The organism is Micromonospora sp. CB01531, assembly GCF_001905095.1.
Taxonomy (GTDB): domain Bacteria; phylum Actinomycetota; class Actinomycetes; order Mycobacteriales; family Micromonosporaceae; genus Micromonospora.
Map to the genome: position 1 here is coordinate 1 of NZ_LWLS01000140.1, position 16,650 is coordinate 16,650.

The window sequence follows — 16,650 nt, forward strand, 5'->3', positions numbered from 1 at the left end:
CTAGGTGACTGGTGTTAAACGATGGCTGCCATCGGCGTGGCGGCCATCGTTTTGAATCTATTTCAGGTAGTTTGCTGGGATGACGTTGGGCAGAGCGTCGCAGCAGCTCGACCTCCTCGATCCGGTCAGCCGGTTCTGCGCTGAGACCCTTCCGGCGAACTCGATCTACACGTTCCTGCACGATCACCGCGACCGGTTGTTCCCGGACAGCTTGTTCGCTGATCTGTTCACGCAGGTCGGGCGGCGGTCGGTGCCGCCGTCGGTGGTCGCGACGGTGATGGTGCTGCAGCGTTTGGAAGGACTGTCGGACCGCGAGGCCGTCGACCGGTTCGCGTTCGATGTCCGCTGGCGGTACGCGGCCGGGGCCGGTGGCTGGGACGGCGCTTCGCGGGCCGGGTTCGCGCACACGGTCCTGGTTGACATGCGCGAACGGCTGCGCCGCTCGGCGAACCCGGACCGGATTTTCGAGGTTGCTCTCGCGGCGGCGCGGGAGGCCGGGCTGCTGGGGCGGCGCCGGGTGCTTGACTCGACCCCCTTGTATGACGCGGTCGCCACGATGGACACGATCACGTTGATCCGCTCGGCGGTCCGCGGGCTGCTCACCGCGGCCGGCCGCGACCTGGCCATCGCACTGCGGGCCGTGTTGACCAGCGGCGACGACTACGCCAGCACGGCGAAACCGGTCGTGGACTGGGTCGACAAGACCGCCCGGGAAGTATTGATCGACTCCAGGGCCCGGGACGGGTATGCCCTGCTCGCCGCCCTCGACGGCCGCAAGAAGCTGCCCGAGGCGGTCACCGAGGCGATGCGGCTGCTGGCCACGGTGCTGGGCCAGGACCTGGAAACCGGCGACGACGGGGTGCTGCGCATCGCCCGCAAAGTCGCCGCGGACCGAGTGATCTCCACCGTCGACCCGCAGGCCCGGCACGGACACAAAACCAGCCACCGCGGCTTCGACGGCTACAAAGGGCACATCGCCGTCGACCCGGACAGCGAGATCATCACCGCCACCGAGGTCACCGCCGGCAACACCGGCGACGCCGCACCCGCCGCCGACCTCATCACCGACCTCACCACCGATGACCGCGATCCGCACGACACCGAACCCGCCGGCGACGCGGCGGTCTACGGCGACTCCGCTTACGGCGCCGGTGAAGTCCTCGAACACCTGGACACCGCCGGGATCGACGCCAAGACCAAGGTCCAGCCACCGGTCGCGCCCGGCGGGAAGTTCACCAAGGACCGGTTCACCATCGACCTCCCCGCCGGCACGGTCACCTGCCCGAACCAGGTCACCATCGCGATCCGCCCGATCACCGGCCACGACCGTCACGCCGGGAAAGCCGACTTCGGCCGGGCCTGCACCGACTGCCCGCTCCGCACGCAGTGCACCGAGTCGAAGACCGGCCGGCAGATCACGATCAGCCGCTGGGAAACCCACCTCACGACCGCCCGGACCCGGCAGACCGACCCGGCCTGGCGGGCCGACTACCGCGCCACCCGCCCCAAAGTCGAACGCAAGATCGCCCACCTCATGCGGCGGCGCCACGGCGGCCGCCGTGCCCGCATGCGCGGCCTGGCCCGCGTCGCCGCCGACTTCAAACTCCTCGCCGCCGCCACCAACCTGGCCCGGCTCGCCACCCTCAACCTCGGCAGCAGCCAGCTCGGCCGGACCCCCGCCTGACCACCAGCAACGACCCGACCAGGCGTTATCCAGCCCAGCAACAGCCCCCCAGCCCCACATCCGCCCGCCGAACCACCGATCAGCCAGCCCAGCGACTACCCCGTCACGACAGCCAACGAGCCGTCAAACACGCGAGTTGACCGGGCCACCGATCAACCCGCGTTTAACACCAGTCACCTAGCGTGTCTCTGGATCTTGCGGTGTGGTTCGGCTATCACGTCTGTCGTGAGTGGGCGGCTTGAACCGACCGAGGTCGAGTACGCGCGGATCGCGCCGTTGGTGCCGGTGATGACGCCGCAGCGTGGTGGGCGGTGGCGTGATCACCGGCAGGTGATCAACGGGATCGTGTTCCGGGTAGCCGTGGCGGGACGTCCCGGCGCGGTACGGGCCGTGGAAGACGCTGTACAAGCGGTTCACCCGCTGGCAGGAGGACGGGACGTGGGCGCGGATCGAGGCGATGCTGCAGGCCGACGCGGACGCCGCCGGGAGCCTGGACTGGCAGCGAGACGCCCTGTGACCTGGGCCGAGGCAGGTCATCGATGGTCATCTGTAGTCGCCGCTGGTCGGCCCTCAGACGGCCTGGAGACGGCCTGATCTTGATGGGCCTCACGGCCCGTCGGCGGAACAGCTCCCGGTGGTCAGCGCTGCTGCTGCCTCCACTGCTGCATACGGTTTAGGAAGCGTCCGCTGGGCGGGCTATCGCTCCACCAGGGCATCCGCCCGCCAGGCCGCCAGCAGGGCGCTTGATCATTCCGCGCATGTTCCGGATCTTGGCAAGCCACCTATCCACTGGAACGCGCACAGCACGTCGGTCAGCTGGCCGTTGCCTGGTTAGGAGAGCAGGACGCTGGGCGCGGCAGCAGCCCTCGCCGGCGGTCAGGCCCTACAGCCATCGGGAGGTGCGTCTGATCGGTGGGCGGCGCGGCGACGTGGTACGACTGCTTCAGCGACAAGCCGACGAAGTGGGCGGGCCGGTGACGACGAACAGAGTGGCCAACCTGCTGCGCAAGCGTGGGAGTCCGCAGCGGCCGACCTTCCTGGAACTGTTCTTCGATCTGGTGTACGTCTTCGCGCTCACCCGGATCGTGAACGAGTTGGTGCTGGACTACACCACCGGCCACGTCGCCGAGACGTTGACCACCACCCTTTCGGAAAACGGCGAGACTCTGCTGCTGTTCCTGGCCATCTGGTGGATCTGGACCCAGACGGCGTGGATGACCAGCCGATTCGACCCGTTGCAGCCGGCGATCCAGATCGTTGTCCTCGCGACGATGCTCGGGAGCCTGTTCCTGGCGGTCGCGATATCTGGGGCTCTCGCCGAGACCGGCCTGCTCTTCGCGAGCACGTACGTTGCGATCCAGGTGGGCCGTACCCTGTTCTTCGTACTCACCCTGCGGGGCCACGAGCTGCGCCGAGTCAACATGCTGGCGCTCGTCTGGTTCGGCGCTTCGGCCGTACCGTGGCTCGCCGGAGCTTTCGCACCAGAGCTGACGCGCAATTTGCTGTGGCTGCTGGCCTTGGCGATCGACTACCTGGGGGGCACACTCGGCTGGCCGGTACCGCGGCTGGGGCGCTCGCGGGTGTCCCCGTGGGCCGTCGCGGGCGAGCACCTGGCCGAACGCTACTGGCTGTTCGTCATCGTCGCGCTTGGTGAGACGATCCTAACCACCGGATCGACTCTTCTACACGGTCCGATCGTCGCTGAACGAATATCGGCCCTTGTACTGTCGTTCGTCACCACGGTGTTGCTGTGGCGGATCTACTTCTACCGAGCCGGCCAGATCTTGGGCGAGGCCATCGCGGCATCCGCCGATCCCGGCCGGCTCGGTCGGTCGGCCGAGCTCTCCCACCTGCTCATGGTGGCCGGCATCGTCGCCACCGCGGCTGGATCCGAGCTCGTCCTCAACGATCCGTCCGGACACGCCAAACCGGCCTGGGTCGGCGCCATCCTCGGCGGTCCCGCGCTCTACCTCGCCGGCCGCGCAGTATTCGAGCACGTGGCCTTCGCCCGCGTGTCCCGGCCACGACCGATCGGGATCGTCGTCCTCGCGGTCATAGCGCCGGTGATGGTCGGCTTGCCGCCACTCGGGGTCGCCGCAACCGCTGCCGCCGTCCTGCTCGGCGTCGCCGTCTCGGACATGATCCGAGCCCACGGACGCCCATTGGAACAGGCCTCGCCGCCCCGCTGACGCATGCCCGTTGTCCCACCAAGTCGGAGTCGATCCAGGGCAAATTCGTGTGATCGAAGATCACCTGACGGCAACATTCCGCGGGCCCGGATGCTGGTGAGGGGAGGGGTTGAAGTGCAGGTCAGCGCACTTGCCCCGGCTACTTGGCGTTGAAGTAGTTGGCCTCCGGGTGGTGCACCACGATCGCGTCCGTGGCCTGCTCCGGCACCAGCTGGAACTCCTCCGACAACTGCACGCCGATCCGGTCCGCGCCCAGCAGCTCCACGATCTTCGCCCGGTCCTCCAGGTCCGGACAGGCCGGGTAGCCGAACGCGTACCGGCAGCCGCGGTAGTCGGTGCGCAGGAGGCCGGCCAGGTCCGCCGGGTCGTCGTCGGCCACCGTACGCCCGCTCGGCAGGGTCAGCTCGGACCGGATCCGCCGGTGCCAGTACTCGGCGAGTGCCTCGGTGAGCTGCACGGACAGGCCGTGCACCTCCAGGTAGTCGCGGTACTCGTTGCCGGCGAACATCTTCGCCGTGTACTCGCTGATCGGCTGCCCGACGGTGACCAGCTGCAACGCCACCACGTCCAGCTCCTCGCCCTTCGGCCGGAAGTAGTCGGCCAGGCACAGCCGCCGCTCCTGCCGCTGCCGGGGGAACGAGAACCGGGCCCGCTCGCTGTGCCCGTTCTCGTCCAGCACCACCAGGTCGTTGCCCTCCGCGTACGCCGGGAAGTAGCCGTACACCACGGCCGCCTCGAGCACCTGGTCGGAGATCAGCCGGTCCAGCCAGTACCGCAGCCGCGGTCGGCCCTCCGTCTCCACCAGTTCCTCATACGACGGGCCCTTGCCACCCCGGGCGCCGCGCAGCCCCCACTGCCCGAGGAAGGTGGCCCGCTCGTCGAGTAGCGCCGCGTAGTCGGCCAGCGGCAGCCCCTTGACCACCCGGGTGCCGAAGAACGGCGGCCGCGGCACCTCCACGTCAGCGGCCACATCGGAGCGGACCGAGGCGTCGTCCAGCTCGGGCAGCGCCTCCCGCACCATCGCCCGCTGCCGCTCGCGCCGCTCCCGGCGGGCCGCCAGTGCCGCCTCCCGCTCCGGGTCGACCATCGGCGCGCCGCCCCGCTTGGCCGTCATCACCCGGTCCATCAGTGACAACCCCTCGAAGGCGTCCCGGGCGTAGTGCACCTGCCCCGGGAACATCGCCCGCAGGTCGTCCTCCACGTACGCGCGGGTGAGCGCCGCCCCGCCGAGCAGGACCGGCCACCGCTCCGCCACTCCGCGCGCGGCCATCTCGGCCAGGTTCTCCTTCATGATGACCGTGCTCTTGACCAGCAGGCCGGACATGCCGATCGCGTCGGCCCGGTGCTGCTCGGCGGCGTCCAGGATCGCGTTGATCGGCTGCTTGATGCCGATGTTGACGACCTCGTAGCCGTTGTTGGACAGGATGATGTCCACCAGGTTCTTGCCGATGTCGTGCACGTCGCCCTTGACGGTGGCGAGCACGATGCGCCCCTTGCCGTCGTCGTCGGTCTTCTCCATGTGCGGCTCCAGGTAGGCCACCGCGGTCTTCATCACCTCGGCGGACTGGAGCACGAACGGCAGCTGCATCTGGCCGGAACCGAACAGCTCACCGACCACCTTCATGCCGTCGAGCAGCAGATCGTTGATGATCGACAGCGGAGAGCGCCCCTCGGCCATGGCCGTGTCGAGGTCGGCCTCCAGGCCGTTGCGCTCGCCGTCGATGATCCGCCGCTTGAGCCGCTCGTGCAGCGGCAGCGCGGCCAACTCCTCGGCCCGGGTGGCACGCGCCGACGCCGCGTCGACGCCCTCGAAGATCTCGATGAACCGTTGCACCGGGTCGTAGCCCTCCCGGCGGCGGTCGTAGATCAGGTCGAGCGCCACCTCGCGCTGCTCGTCCGGGATCTTCGACATCGGCAGGATCTTGCTGGCGTGCACGATCGCCGAGGTCAGCCCGGCCTCCGCGCACTGGTGCAGGAAGACCGAGTTGAGCACCTGCCGGGCGGCCGGGTTCAGCCCGAAGGAGACGTTGGAGATGCCGAGGGTGAAGTTCACCCCCGGGTAGCGGGCGGCGATCTCCCGGATCGCCTCGATCGTCTCGATGCCGTCGCGGCGGGTCTCCTCCTGGCCGGTGGCGATCGGGAAGGTCAGCGCGTCGATGAGGATGTCTTCCCGGCGCAGCCCCCACCGGCTGGTCAGGTCCTCGATCAGCCGGACCGCGACGCGTACCTTCCAGTCCCGGGTGCGGGCCTGGCCCTCTTCGTCGATGAGCAGGGCGACCACGGCGGCGCCGTGTTCCTTGACCACCGGCATCACCCGGGCGTAGCGGGACTCCGGGCCGTCGCCGTCCTCGAAGTTAACGGAGTTGACGACGCAGCGCCCGCCGAGCATCTCCAGCCCGGCCTCGATCACTGGGGGCTCGGTGGAGTCCAGCATGATCGGCAGCGTGGAGGCGGTGGCGAACCGGCCGGCCAGCTCCCGCATGTCCTGCGTGCCGTCCCGGCCGACGTAGTCGACGCAGAGGTCCAGCAGGTGCGAGCCGTCCCGGGCCTGGCCGCGGGCGATCTCCACGCACGCTTGCCAGTCGCCGGCCAGCATCGCCTCCCGGAATGCCTTGGAGCCGTTGGCGTTGGTCCGCTCCCCCACCATCAGGACGCTGGCGTCCTGGGCGAACGGCACGTGGTGGTAGATGGACGAGACGCCCGCCTCCGGCCGCGGCTCCCGGGCCACCGGCCGCGCTCCGCGCAGCCGCTCCACCAGCACCCGGATGTGCTCCGGGGTGCTGCCGCAGCAGCCGCCGACCAGGGACACGCCGTACTCGGCGACGAACTGCTCCAGGGCGTCGGCCATCTCCACCGGCGTCAGCGGGAAGTACGCGCCCTCCGCGGTCAGCACGGGCAGGCCGGCGTTCGGCATCACCGACAGCGGGATCCGCGAGTGCCGGGACAGGTAGCGCAGGTGCTCACCCATCTCCGCCGGGCCGGTCGAGCAGTTGAGCCCGATCAGGTCCACCCCGAGCGGCTCGATCGCGGTCAGCGCCGCCCCGATCTCGCTGCCCAGCAGCATCGTGCCGGTGGTCTCGACGGCGACGTGGCAGATGATCGGCACCTGTCGCCCGAGCTCGGCCATCGCCCGCTTCGACCCGATCACCGCGGCCTTGACCTGGAGCAGGTCCTGGCAGGTCTCCACGATGAGCGCGTCCGCCCCGCCGACGATCAGGCCGGCCGCGTTCTCCTGGTACGCGTCCCGCAGCGACGCGTACGCGGCGTGGCCGAGGGTGGGCAGCTTGGTGCCGGGGCCGATCGAGCCGAGCACGAAGCGGGGCTGGTCCGGCGTCGCGTACGTGTCGGCGGCCTCCCGGGCCAGCCGCGCCCCCGCCTCGGACAGCTCCCGGATCCGGCCGGCGATGCCGTATTCGGCGAGGTTCGGCAGGTTGGCGCCGAAGGTGTTCGTCTCGACGCAGTCCGCGCCGGCCGCCAGGTACGCCTCGTGCACGCCGCGGACGACGTCCGGCCGGGTGACGTTGAGGATTTCGTTGCAGCCCTCGAGGCCGTCGAAGTCGTCCAGAGTCAGGTCGGCCGCCTGGAGCATGGTCCCCATCGCCCCGTCGGCGATGAGGATCCGGTCCGCCAGCACATCGAGCAACGAAGTCCGCACAGAGCCAGGTTAGTGCGCTATGTCGGCACGGGGATATCGCAACCGTGCCTTCCCACATACTGTCAGCGGGATCACCCGTCCCTTTAATCCGCTTCAGCCGGGTTGGTCACCCGGCCGACCGGCGCGGCCGACGGGCCGCAGCCCGCGCCGGCACGTAGGCTGACGGACGTGAAGGACATCAGGGGCGCGACCGTGCGACGGCTCCAGGTCGCGGCGCGGGGTCAGACGCGCCGAGCTGGAGCCGCCGCAGGCGGGCGGACGTCCGGGCGACGGCCCGACGCCGCTCCCGGCGAGCAGGGTGAGGTGGCGGCGTGACCGAGTTCGACGGACTGCCCGTGCTGCGGTCCCCGGTCGCCATCGCGGCCTTCGAGGGGTGGAACGACGCCGCGGACGCCTCGACCGCCGCCGTGGAGCACCTGGAGCAGGTCTGGCAGGCCCGGCAGGTGGCCGAGCTGGACCCGGAGGACTTCTACGACTTCCAGGTGAGCCGGCCGACCATCACCATGGCCGACGGGGAGACCCGCCGGGTGGAGTGGCCGACCACGCGCTTCATGGTGGCCAGCCCGCCCGGCACCGAGCGGGACGTGGTGCTGGTCCGTGGCATCGAGCCGAGCATGCGCTGGCGTACCTTCTGCGAGCAGGTCCTCGAGATCTGCCACAGCCTGGAGGTCGAGCGCGTGGTGCTGCTCGGCGCGCTGCTGGCCGACGTGCCGTACACCCGGCCGCTGCCGATCAGCGGCAGCGCGTCGGACGCGGACGCCGCCAAGCGCTACCAGCTGACCCCCACCCGCTACGACGGGCCGACCGGCATCGTCGGGGTGCTGCACGACGCCTGCACCCGGGCCGAGGTCGACGCGGTGTCGTTCTGGGTGCACGTCCCCCACTACGCCAACAACCCGCCCTGCCCCAAGGCCACCCTCGCGCTGCTGCACCGGGTCGAGGAGGTGCTCGACCTGCCGGTGCCGATGGCCCACCTGGCCGAGGAGGCCGCCGAGTGGGAGCAGCGGGTGCGCAGCGCCGCCGAGCAGGACGCGGAGCTGGGCGAGTACGTCCGCGAGTTGGAGGAACGGGTCGGCGACGCGGGCATCACCCCGCTCACCGGTGACGAGATCGCCCAGGAGTTCGAGAAGTACCTGCGCCGCCGCGGCGGCTCCGCCGGCCCGACCGCCGGCTCCTGGTAACCGCTGCCTGATCAGGCCCACCGGGCCCCGGGCCTTGTCCGGGGCCGGTTTTCCGCGTGTCGGGGGTGGCGCGGTCACCCCTGCTGCGGCATCCTAGGAACCTAGCTGTCATGAGGAGGTGGGCATGCAGATCAACCCGGGAGCGGCCGAGTTCCCGCACCGGCAGATCGCCGCGCAGCTCAAGGCCCAGGTCCGCCGCGGCGACTGGGGGCCCGGTGAGCGGCTGCCGTCCATCCCGGCCATCGCCGAGATGTTCGGCGTCGCGAAGCAGACGGTGCAGCGCGCCGTCGACCAGCTGCGGGTCGAGGGCATCCTGATCACCAAACCCGGCTCCGGTACGTACGTCCGGGGCACCCGGCGCCGACTCAACCGGCTCTCCCGCGGCCGGTACGGCGGCTTCCGCGGCTACCACACCGACCTCGCCGCCCGATACCGGCAGCAGCTCGTCTCGGTCGGCCCGGCCCCCGCCCCGCCCGAGGTGGCCGACGCGTTCGGGGTGCCCGACGGCACCGAACTGCTCTGCCGGCGGCACCTGGTCCGCACCGACGAGTCGCCGGTCGAGGTGGGCGCCTCCTGGTTCCTGCCGACCGACACCGCAGGCACCTCGCTGGAGCGGGCCGAGGCGTTCGGCCGCCCGCTCTACCAGGAGGCCGAGGAGGCCACCGGCCGCAGGTACGTCACCGCGACCGACACGATCAGCGCCCGGCAGCCCAGCCGGGAGGAGGCGGAGACGCTGCAGATCCGCCCGGACACCCCCGTGCTGCACCTGCTCCACATCGCCTACGACGAGCGGCGCAAGCCGATCGAGGTGGCACAGGCGACGTGGCCGGGCCCGATGACCACCCTCACGGAGGAGTACAAGATCCCCGCTCCGGCCGAGCAACCCGACCCGGACCCAGGGCTCGTCCTCGGCTGACCGCCCGCCTGCACCCCGCCGTCCTGCCACGGACGAACGGAACGAGTGGTTGTCCGCGGCGAAACAGCCGCACGTTCCGGGAACGCGGGGCCGCCGGCGGCGGATGGGTCTGCCACGCGGACGCGAAGCCCTAGGGTCGGCTCTTCGCCTTCTGTCGGGCGTAGTAGGCGCGGGCGCGGTTGCGGTCGCCACAGTCCTTCGTGTTGCACCAACGGCGGTTCCGCCGCGGTGATGTGTCGAGATAAACCCAGCCGCACTTGGCGTCTTCGCACTGGTGAAGGCGGTCGAGGTCGTCGCGCTGGGTGAGAGCCACGAGCCCGCGGACAATGCGATTGCGGGGCAGGCGGAGGTCGGTTTCCCGGTCTCGCCATTGCCAGCGGTCGCCCGTGCGGACCAGGTCGGCTGCGGCAATCGCCGCCCGGTACATGCCCGCGAGGTCTGCGGCGGCTCCGGGGTCATCCTCGAAGAGAGCTGCGTAGACCCTCTCGCGCGCTTCGATGACCTGTTGCCGTTCCCGCTCGGCCCAGGCGTCGTCCCGGCCGGCGAGGTCGCGCAGGGACACGGCCTCGTCTCCGCTGATCAGGTCGGACTCGACGCACCAGTCGACGACGTCGGAGAAGGTCTTCAGGTTCTCAGTGCGGTCGCACCCGCCGAGGCGCCAGCCAACGGTGTTCACCAGGTCGAGCAGGCGGTCGCCCGCGATGTGACCGAACCTCACCACCAGCTCCTCTCATGACCAAAAGCATTGTTGCACGTGAGACAGCCTCCTGGCATGCTCATTCCCAATCGGCCAATCACCCATGAGAAACCCGCCAGGAGAACTGATCGTGCCTGCCGCCGCCCCACGCACACCGTTCACTGCGCTGTGGGCGTCCCAAGCGTCCTCAAACCTCGCCGACGGGCTGCTGCAGGCCGCGGCGCCGCTGCTCGTCGCCACGCTGACCCGTGACCCGCTGGTAGTGGCGGGCATGACGGTGGTGCAGTTCCTGCCCTGGCTGGTCGCCACCCTCCCCGCCGGCGCGATGGCCGACCGGATGGACAGACGTCGGATACTTACCGCTGGCAACTGGCTGCGCGCGGCCGCGTTCGCGCTGCTCGCCGTGGCCTTGTCGAACGGATGGCACCACGTCGCACTGCTCTACGCCGCAGTGTTCCTAGCCGGTTGCGCCGAGACGATGGTCGACAACGCCGCCCTGACCATCCCGCCCCGTCTCCTGCCACGCGAGCAGCTCGAGCGCGCCAACGGCCGGTTGTTCGCGACCCAGTCTGTCATCAACACCTTCATCGGTCCGCCTGCCGGGGCGGCGTTGTTCGCGCTGGCAGCATCAGCGGCCTTCTACACCGGCGCGGCCGCGTTCGCCCTCGCCGGCCTGGCAGCTCTGCTGCTGCCCGCGCTGCGCCCCACCAGCGAGGAACGGGAGGACCGCCGCTCGACCCCGACCACGATCACCCAGGACATCCGCTCCGGATGGACCCACTTCTGGCGCCACAACCTGCTGCGCCGAGTCGCCTTCATCTCGGCGGCAATCAACTTCTTCGGCTCGGCCACCGGCGGGTTGCTCGTTCTGCTGATCACCGGCCCGTACCAAATGCCCATGTCGCGCTACGGCCTGTTCGTCGCCGTTCCCGCCGCCGGTGCGATCGCCGGCTCACTGCTCGCCGGACACGTCGTGCCCCGCATCGGCGGCGGCCCCACCACCTGGCTCGCCGCCCTCGTCCCGGCCGCCAGCTACGCCATCCTCGGCCTGGGCCACAACACACCCCTCGCCCTCGCCGGCATGTTCTGCGCCGCCATTGCCACCTCGCTGAACCAGATCGTCGTCAGCACCCTGCGCCAAGCAGCAGTCCCCGACGAACTCCTCGGCCGCGTCACCGCCGCCTACCGCCTGATCGTCCTGGGTGTCGTCCCCCTCGGAGCCCTCGCCGGCGGCGTGCTCGGACGCAGCCTGGGGATCCGCGCCCCCTTCATCGCCGCAGCCCTCGGACTCGTGCTCGCCGCGCTCCTGCTCGCCTCCCGGGTCACCACCCAAGCCCTCCGCGACGCCGAAACAACCCATCACGACGAAGCGATGCGCCAGGCTGACGCCGAGGTTCACGACCACGAGACGCCGCCACCGCCGCCGGAGTCCTACACCGCGCGGTCCAATGGCTCGCCGACCGACCTGTCACCGTCGAGCCGTCATCGCTGACAACGGTCCGCCTACTTCACGCGATTGACCAACGTCCCCGATCACTACACGTGGAGGCGGATACCCAGGAGGGCGTCGACGGTGTCCGCGAAGAGCTTCGGGGCGGCGGCGTCATCGGCGACCCCGGCCAGAGCCTGCGCGGCCCAGGTGTCCGCCACGGCCAGAGCGCCGGGCGTGTCCAGGTCGTCGGTGAGGCGGGCGCGCACCCCTGCGAGCAGCTCGTCCGCAGCCGGCCCGGCCGGCAAGGCGGCGGCCCGCCGCCAGCGCGCCAGCCGCTCCTGCGCCGCGGCGAGCAGCTCGTCGGTCCACGAGCGGTCGGTGCGGTAGTGCCCGCTCATCAGGGCCAGCCGGACCGCCATCGGATCCACCCGGTCCGCCCGCAGCCGGGATACGAAGACCAGGTTGCCCTGGGACTTCGACATCTTCTCCCCGTTCAGGCCGATCATGCCGGCGTGCACGTAGTGGTCGGCGAACGGCGCCTGGCCGGTCAACCGCTCGGCGTGCGCCGCCGAGCACTCGTGATGCGGGAAGAGCAGGTCGTTGCCGCCGCCCTGCACGGCGATCCGGTCACCAAGCAGGTTCAGCGCGATCACCGTGCACTCGATGTGCCAGCCGGGGCGCCCGGCGCCGAGCTCACCGCCCGGCCAGGACGGTTCGCCCTCCCGGGCCCCGCGCCACAGCAGCGGGTCCAGCGGGTCCCGCTTGCCGGCCCGCTCCGGGTCGCCGCCGCGCTCCGGGAAGATCTCCAGCATCTGCTCCCGGGAGAGGTTCGACTCGTAGCCGAACTCGGGGGCCGCGCTAAGGTCGAAGTAGACGTCGCCGGTGCCGTCGTCGAGCCGGTAGGCCGCGCCGTCCTTGAGCAGCACCAGGACCTTCTCGGCGATGTCCGGGATCGACTCGACCGCGCCGACGTAGTGCGCCGGCGGGATGATCCGCAACGCCTCCATGTCCTCCCGGAACAGGGCGGTCTCCCGCATGGCCAGGACCTTCCAGTCCTCGCCGTCGCGCTCGGCCCGCTCCAGCAACGGGTCGTCGATGTCGGTAACGTTCTGCACATACCGCACGGACAGGCCGGCATCTCGCCACATCCGCTGTACAAGGTCGAAGGCGATCATGGTGGCCGCGTGGCCGAGGTGGGTGGCGTCGTACGGGGTGATGCCGCAGACGTACATCGAGGCGACCCCGTCGGGCTCACTGGAGTGGACACCTTGCCGCGCCGAGTCGTACAACCCCAGCGGCTGGCCCTTGCCCGGCAGCCGTGGCACCTCGTGTCCCGCCCAAGACTCCATGACCGTCAGCCTAACGATCCGTCAGGCGCTCGGGTGCCGCGCCTCAAGTGATCAACGCGACAACGGCTCACATGGGCGGCCAGGGCATCGCCGGCCACTCCTGCGGGGGCAACGGGAACCGCCCGCTCTCCCGCAGCCGGTCCACCCGGGCCGCCAACTCGGCGACCTCACCGATGGTGAGGTGCTCGGCCAGCTCGTCGCCGAGCGTACCGGTGAGCTGCCCGGCCAGCCCGTCCAGCATCTCCACTGCGTCCGGCGGCAGCTGCCGGCCCGCCCAGCCCCACAGCACCGTACGCAGCTTCTCCTCGACGTGGAAGCAGACGCCGTGGTCGACCCCGTAGATCCGGTCGTCGGGGCCCACGATGACGTGACCGCCCTTGCGATCGGCGTTGTTGATCACGGCGTCGAGGACGGCGAGGCGGGCCAGGCGCGGGTCGTCGGCGTGCGCCAGGGCGTACGCGGCCCCGTCGTCGTCCCGGGCCGCGGCGACCGGAAACCAGCGCGGTGGCAGAGCGTCGGCGGGTACGAAACCGACGAGCGACTCGGCGTCCTCGGGCTCGTCGATCCAGAGCTGGCAGGAGCCGGGGCCGAACGGTCCGTCCCGCAGCACGGTGGGCGGCACCAGATCCCAACCGCTCGCCCGGGAGACGAGATAGGCCGACACCTCCCGGCCGGCGAGCGTCCCGTCCGGGAAGTCCCAGAGCGGACGCTCGCCGCGGACCGGCTTGTAGACACAGCGTGCGGCCACCCCGTCGCGGGTGAGGATCCCGCGCAGGGTGGTGTTCGAGGCGTCGACCAGCCGCCCCTCCAGGGTGAGCTCACCATCGGTGAGCAGCCGCAGCGCAGCGGCTCCGTCCTGTCGGGGCTGGAGTTCCGACGAGGTCACCGGTGATAACCGTTGTGCCGCGGGCAGAGGTGTCCGGCGGGGTCCAGGGGTTGGCCGCAGAGCGGGCAGGGCGGACGGCCGGCGTTGACCACGCGGCGGGCCCGCTCGATGAACGCGCGGGTCGCCTCGGGGGTCAACCGCACCCGCAGCCGGTCGAGGTCGTCGTCCGGCTCGTCGGGGTCCTCGTCCTCGTCGTCGTCGGCCTCGCCCAGCGCGACCTCGACCTCGGTCTCACCGGCGGCGATCGCCTCGATCACCACGGTGGCGCTGTCCACGTCGAAGGCCAGCCCCAGCGTGCCGACCCGGAACTCCTCGTCGACCGGGGTGTCCAGCGGGTCGTTGTCGCCAACGACGGGGGCCGCCTCCGGCAACTGGACGCCGAACCGGCGCTGCGCCTCGGCGAGCAACTCCTCCAGCTTCTCGGCGAGCAGGGACACCTGGACCTTCTCCAGCGCGACGCTGACCAGCCGGCCACCGCCGCGCGCCTGCAGGAAGAACGTACGTTCCCCCGGCGGGCCGACGGTTCCGGCGACGAACCGCTCCGGCGGCTCGAAGGCGTGCACCTGGTGGGTCATACCCACGACCCTATCCGGCGGGTGGAACCGCCGTGCAGCGCACCGACGCTGAATCCGCCCAGGGCGAAACACCGGCACCCACGGGGGCCGTTCCCGGGCGTGGCGGACCGGCTCATCGGCTCACTCCTCGCGCTCACGGGGCCGCCCCCGCGCCGCCGCCCACCGCCGCGTCCGAGTCCGCGGCCCGCGCCGCGCGCCGCCGGCGCTTCCGCGGCGGCGGCACCAGCCCGCTCAGATCACCGCCCGTGTCGTTGAGTCGGACCAGGAACGGCCGCAGCGCCGTGTAGCGGATCGCCGTCACCGACGCCGGGTCCGCGACAATCCGCTGGAAGAGATCCAGGTGTACGCCGAGCGCGTCGGCCACGATGGCCTTGATCACGTCGCCGTGGCTGCACGCCAGCCAGACTGCCTCCGGCCCGTGCTCGGCGGTGATCCGGGCGTCCCAGGAACGCACCGCCGCGACCGCCCGCGCCGCCATCGCCGCCATCGACTCCCCCTCTGGGAAGACGGCCGCGCTCGGGTGCTGCTGGACCACCGGCCAGAGCGGCTCCTTCGCCAGCTTCTTCAGCGGCTGCCCCTCCCAGCTGCCGTACCCGCACTCGATCAGCCCCTCCTCCACCACCGGCTCGGCCTGCGGCAGGGCCAGCTCCAGGGTCTGCCGGCAGCGGATCAGCGGGCTGGTCACCACCGCCGCCAGGGGCAGCCCCTTCAGCCGCTCGCCGACGGCCGTGGCCTGGGCGCGACCGGTCTCGTCCAGCTCGACCGGCTGCCGGCCGGCCAGGCCGCCGTCGGCGTTCGCGGTGGTCCGGCCGTGTCGCAGAAGCAGAAGGGTCGCCACCCTGACCAGCCTAGGCGGTACGGCGTCTGTCTTCCGGCTGCGGTTCGGGTGTGGCCCGCCGCGCGCACCGTCGTGGGTCGCTGCCGGCTTTGGTGGCGGTTGGGGGTGTGGCCCAGCGTGCGGCACCGGGCGGTCAGGCTTGAACCCTCCGCCGGTCACGGCGGGCCACACCCGTGTCGTGGTCCAGCGCCGTCCGGGTTGTGCGACCTGCGTGGCTCGTGCCTCGGGTACGGGCTGGAGGCCGGTCCTGGCTGGCCTGTCCTCGGTCCGCCACGGGTGTGTTCAGGGGCGCGCTCTCGCCGAAAGTGAGGCCTTCCGGCGGCGCGAGGGGCTGCTTTCCCGGAAAGTGTCGCCTCGTTTGTTGTGCCGGGCGGTGATCGACTCCGTGTGCGGTATGTGGGGGTGTCGTGGGTGCCGGATACCGCCTCGTGCGGTACCTGGAGTGGATCTACGGGGGTTGCCGGCCGTCCGCCCGGGCGTTGTGGTGCGTGGTGTCCGGTTTGCGGGTGACGGCCGGGGTCCTGGGCCGGGAATGGTGGGCGCCCGGGGGTCGTTGAACACGGGTGCACGGCCGAGTAAGGCACCCCGCGAGCCGGGGTCGCCCGGGTGGGCCCGGGTCGGGATGACGATCGGCCGCCCGTCGTTTGCACATGAACCGCGCGACCGATGCCCGGTGAGCCGGGGTGGTCGGGCCCGGAATGATGGTGGGCCGCCGGTCGTTGCACATGAACCACGCGACCGATGCCCCGGTGTGGTGGGGTGGTCGGGCCCGGAATGTTGGTGGGCCGCCGGTCGTTGGACATGGTCCCGGCGCCGCAAAGAGGCGAACAGCTGTTGCCCCGCGAGCTAGCCGGTCGAAAGACTTTCCCCCTCTTTTGAGCGCCTGACGGTGCTTGCGCACATGTAGCCGACCCCCATCGGTGTGTGCGCCAACCCCCGAATGGAGCTTTCGTCATGAATTCGATGCTGCGTAAGAGTGTTCTTGGTGTTGCTGGTCTGGCTTTCACCGGTGGTGTGTTCGCCGGTCCGATCGCCGCCCACGCCGATGCCCCGGCCACCGCTGCTGGGAAGCCGGTCGCGGCCGTGCAGGCCGACAAGCCGGACATGGGCAAGCTGGTGCCGCATGGTGTGCAGGGCGCCCAGTCGAAGATCACCCTGAACGACGAGCAGACCGCGAACGCGAAGGCGATCATCGCCGCGACGAAGAAGGCGGGTCTGCCGGAGCGGGCCGCGGTGATCTCGATCGCC

The 16,650-nt window shown here is 70.9% G+C and carries 11 protein-coding genes and 2 pseudogenes; 7 read left to right on the top strand and 6 right to left on the bottom strand.

All coding sequences use genetic code 11. From position 1 onward, the window contains the following. Positions 1-79 precede the first annotated feature (79 nt). The 3 genes and pseudogenes from A6A27_RS41395 (at position 80) to A6A27_RS41410 (ending at position 3,873) form a co-directional block, all read left to right on the top strand. On the top strand, positions 80-1,684 hold the full coding sequence (locus tag A6A27_RS41395; protein ID WP_073840123.1) for an IS1182 family transposase: 1,605 nt from the start codon (positions 80-82) through the stop codon (positions 1,682-1,684). 370 nt (positions 1,685-2,054) lie between these two features. Further along, positions 2,055-2,201 (top strand): annotated as a pseudogene (locus tag A6A27_RS47920) (transposase); the annotation flags it as partial. Positions 2,202-2,442: 241 nt separating this feature from the next. Further along, positions 2,443-3,873, top strand: coding sequence for a low temperature requirement protein A (locus A6A27_RS41410; protein WP_083673270.1), 1,431 nt, complete (start codon positions 2,443-2,445; stop codon positions 3,871-3,873). A 139-nt stretch (positions 3,874-4,012) separates the two neighbouring features. Here A6A27_RS41410 and metH read toward each other — a convergent pair whose 3' ends face one another. Continuing rightward, entirely contained in the window at positions 4,013-7,528 is a 3,516-nt protein-coding gene (metH, locus tag A6A27_RS41415; protein ID WP_198940678.1) for a methionine synthase, read from the bottom strand. Positions 7,529-7,839: 311 nt separating this feature from the next. On the opposite strand from metH, the gene A6A27_RS41420 reads away from it, so the two are divergent. Then, a complete protein-coding gene (locus A6A27_RS41420; protein ID WP_073840125.1) occupies positions 7,840-8,709 on the top strand; it encodes a PAC2 family protein in 870 nt (289 codons plus the stop codon). 124 nt (positions 8,710-8,833) lie between these two features. Then, entirely contained in the window at positions 8,834-9,625 is a 792-nt protein-coding gene (locus tag A6A27_RS41425; protein ID WP_073840126.1) for a GntR family transcriptional regulator, read from the top strand. A 130-nt stretch (positions 9,626-9,755) separates the two neighbouring features. Here A6A27_RS41425 and A6A27_RS41430 read toward each other — a convergent pair whose 3' ends face one another. Beyond that, complete coding sequence (locus A6A27_RS41430; protein WP_241825716.1) at positions 9,756-10,343, bottom strand: CGNR zinc finger domain-containing protein; 588 nt, start codon at positions 10,341-10,343, stop codon at positions 9,756-9,758. A 109-nt stretch (positions 10,344-10,452) separates the two neighbouring features. Between A6A27_RS41430 and A6A27_RS41435 the strand changes: the two genes are divergently transcribed. Further along, positions 10,453-11,814, top strand: a complete 1,362-nt coding sequence (locus A6A27_RS41435; RefSeq protein WP_241825717.1) for an MFS transporter — start codon at positions 10,453-10,455, stop codon at positions 11,812-11,814. 44 nt (positions 11,815-11,858) lie between these two features. Here A6A27_RS41435 and mshC read toward each other — a convergent pair whose 3' ends face one another. The 4 genes from mshC to A6A27_RS41455 all read right to left on the bottom strand — a co-directional run bounded on the left by mshC (position 11,859) and on the right by A6A27_RS41455 (position 15,411). Next, positions 11,859-13,103: a cysteine--1-D-myo-inosityl 2-amino-2-deoxy-alpha-D-glucopyranoside ligase gene (mshC, locus tag A6A27_RS41440; protein WP_073840128.1), complete on the bottom strand. Its 1,245-nt coding sequence runs from the start codon at positions 13,101-13,103 to the stop codon at positions 11,859-11,861. A 67-nt stretch (positions 13,104-13,170) separates the two neighbouring features. Continuing rightward, positions 13,171-13,989, bottom strand: coding sequence for an SCO1664 family protein (locus A6A27_RS41445; protein WP_073840129.1), 819 nt, complete (start codon positions 13,987-13,989; stop codon positions 13,171-13,173). Continuing rightward, a complete protein-coding gene (locus A6A27_RS41450) occupies positions 13,986-14,564 on the bottom strand; it encodes a DUF3090 domain-containing protein (RefSeq protein ID WP_073840130.1) in 579 nt (192 codons plus the stop codon). The genes A6A27_RS41445 and A6A27_RS41450 overlap by 4 nt, the downstream gene beginning before the upstream one ends. A 133-nt stretch (positions 14,565-14,697) precedes the next feature. Beyond that, positions 14,698-15,411 (bottom strand): histidine phosphatase family protein, encoded by a 714-nt coding sequence (locus tag A6A27_RS41455; protein WP_073840132.1) that lies wholly within the window; start codon positions 15,409-15,411, stop codon positions 14,698-14,700. 945 nt (positions 15,412-16,356) lie between these two features. Here A6A27_RS41455 and A6A27_RS41460 point away from each other — a divergent pair. Then, positions 16,357-16,650, top strand: a pseudogene (locus A6A27_RS41460) (hypothetical protein); the annotation flags it as partial.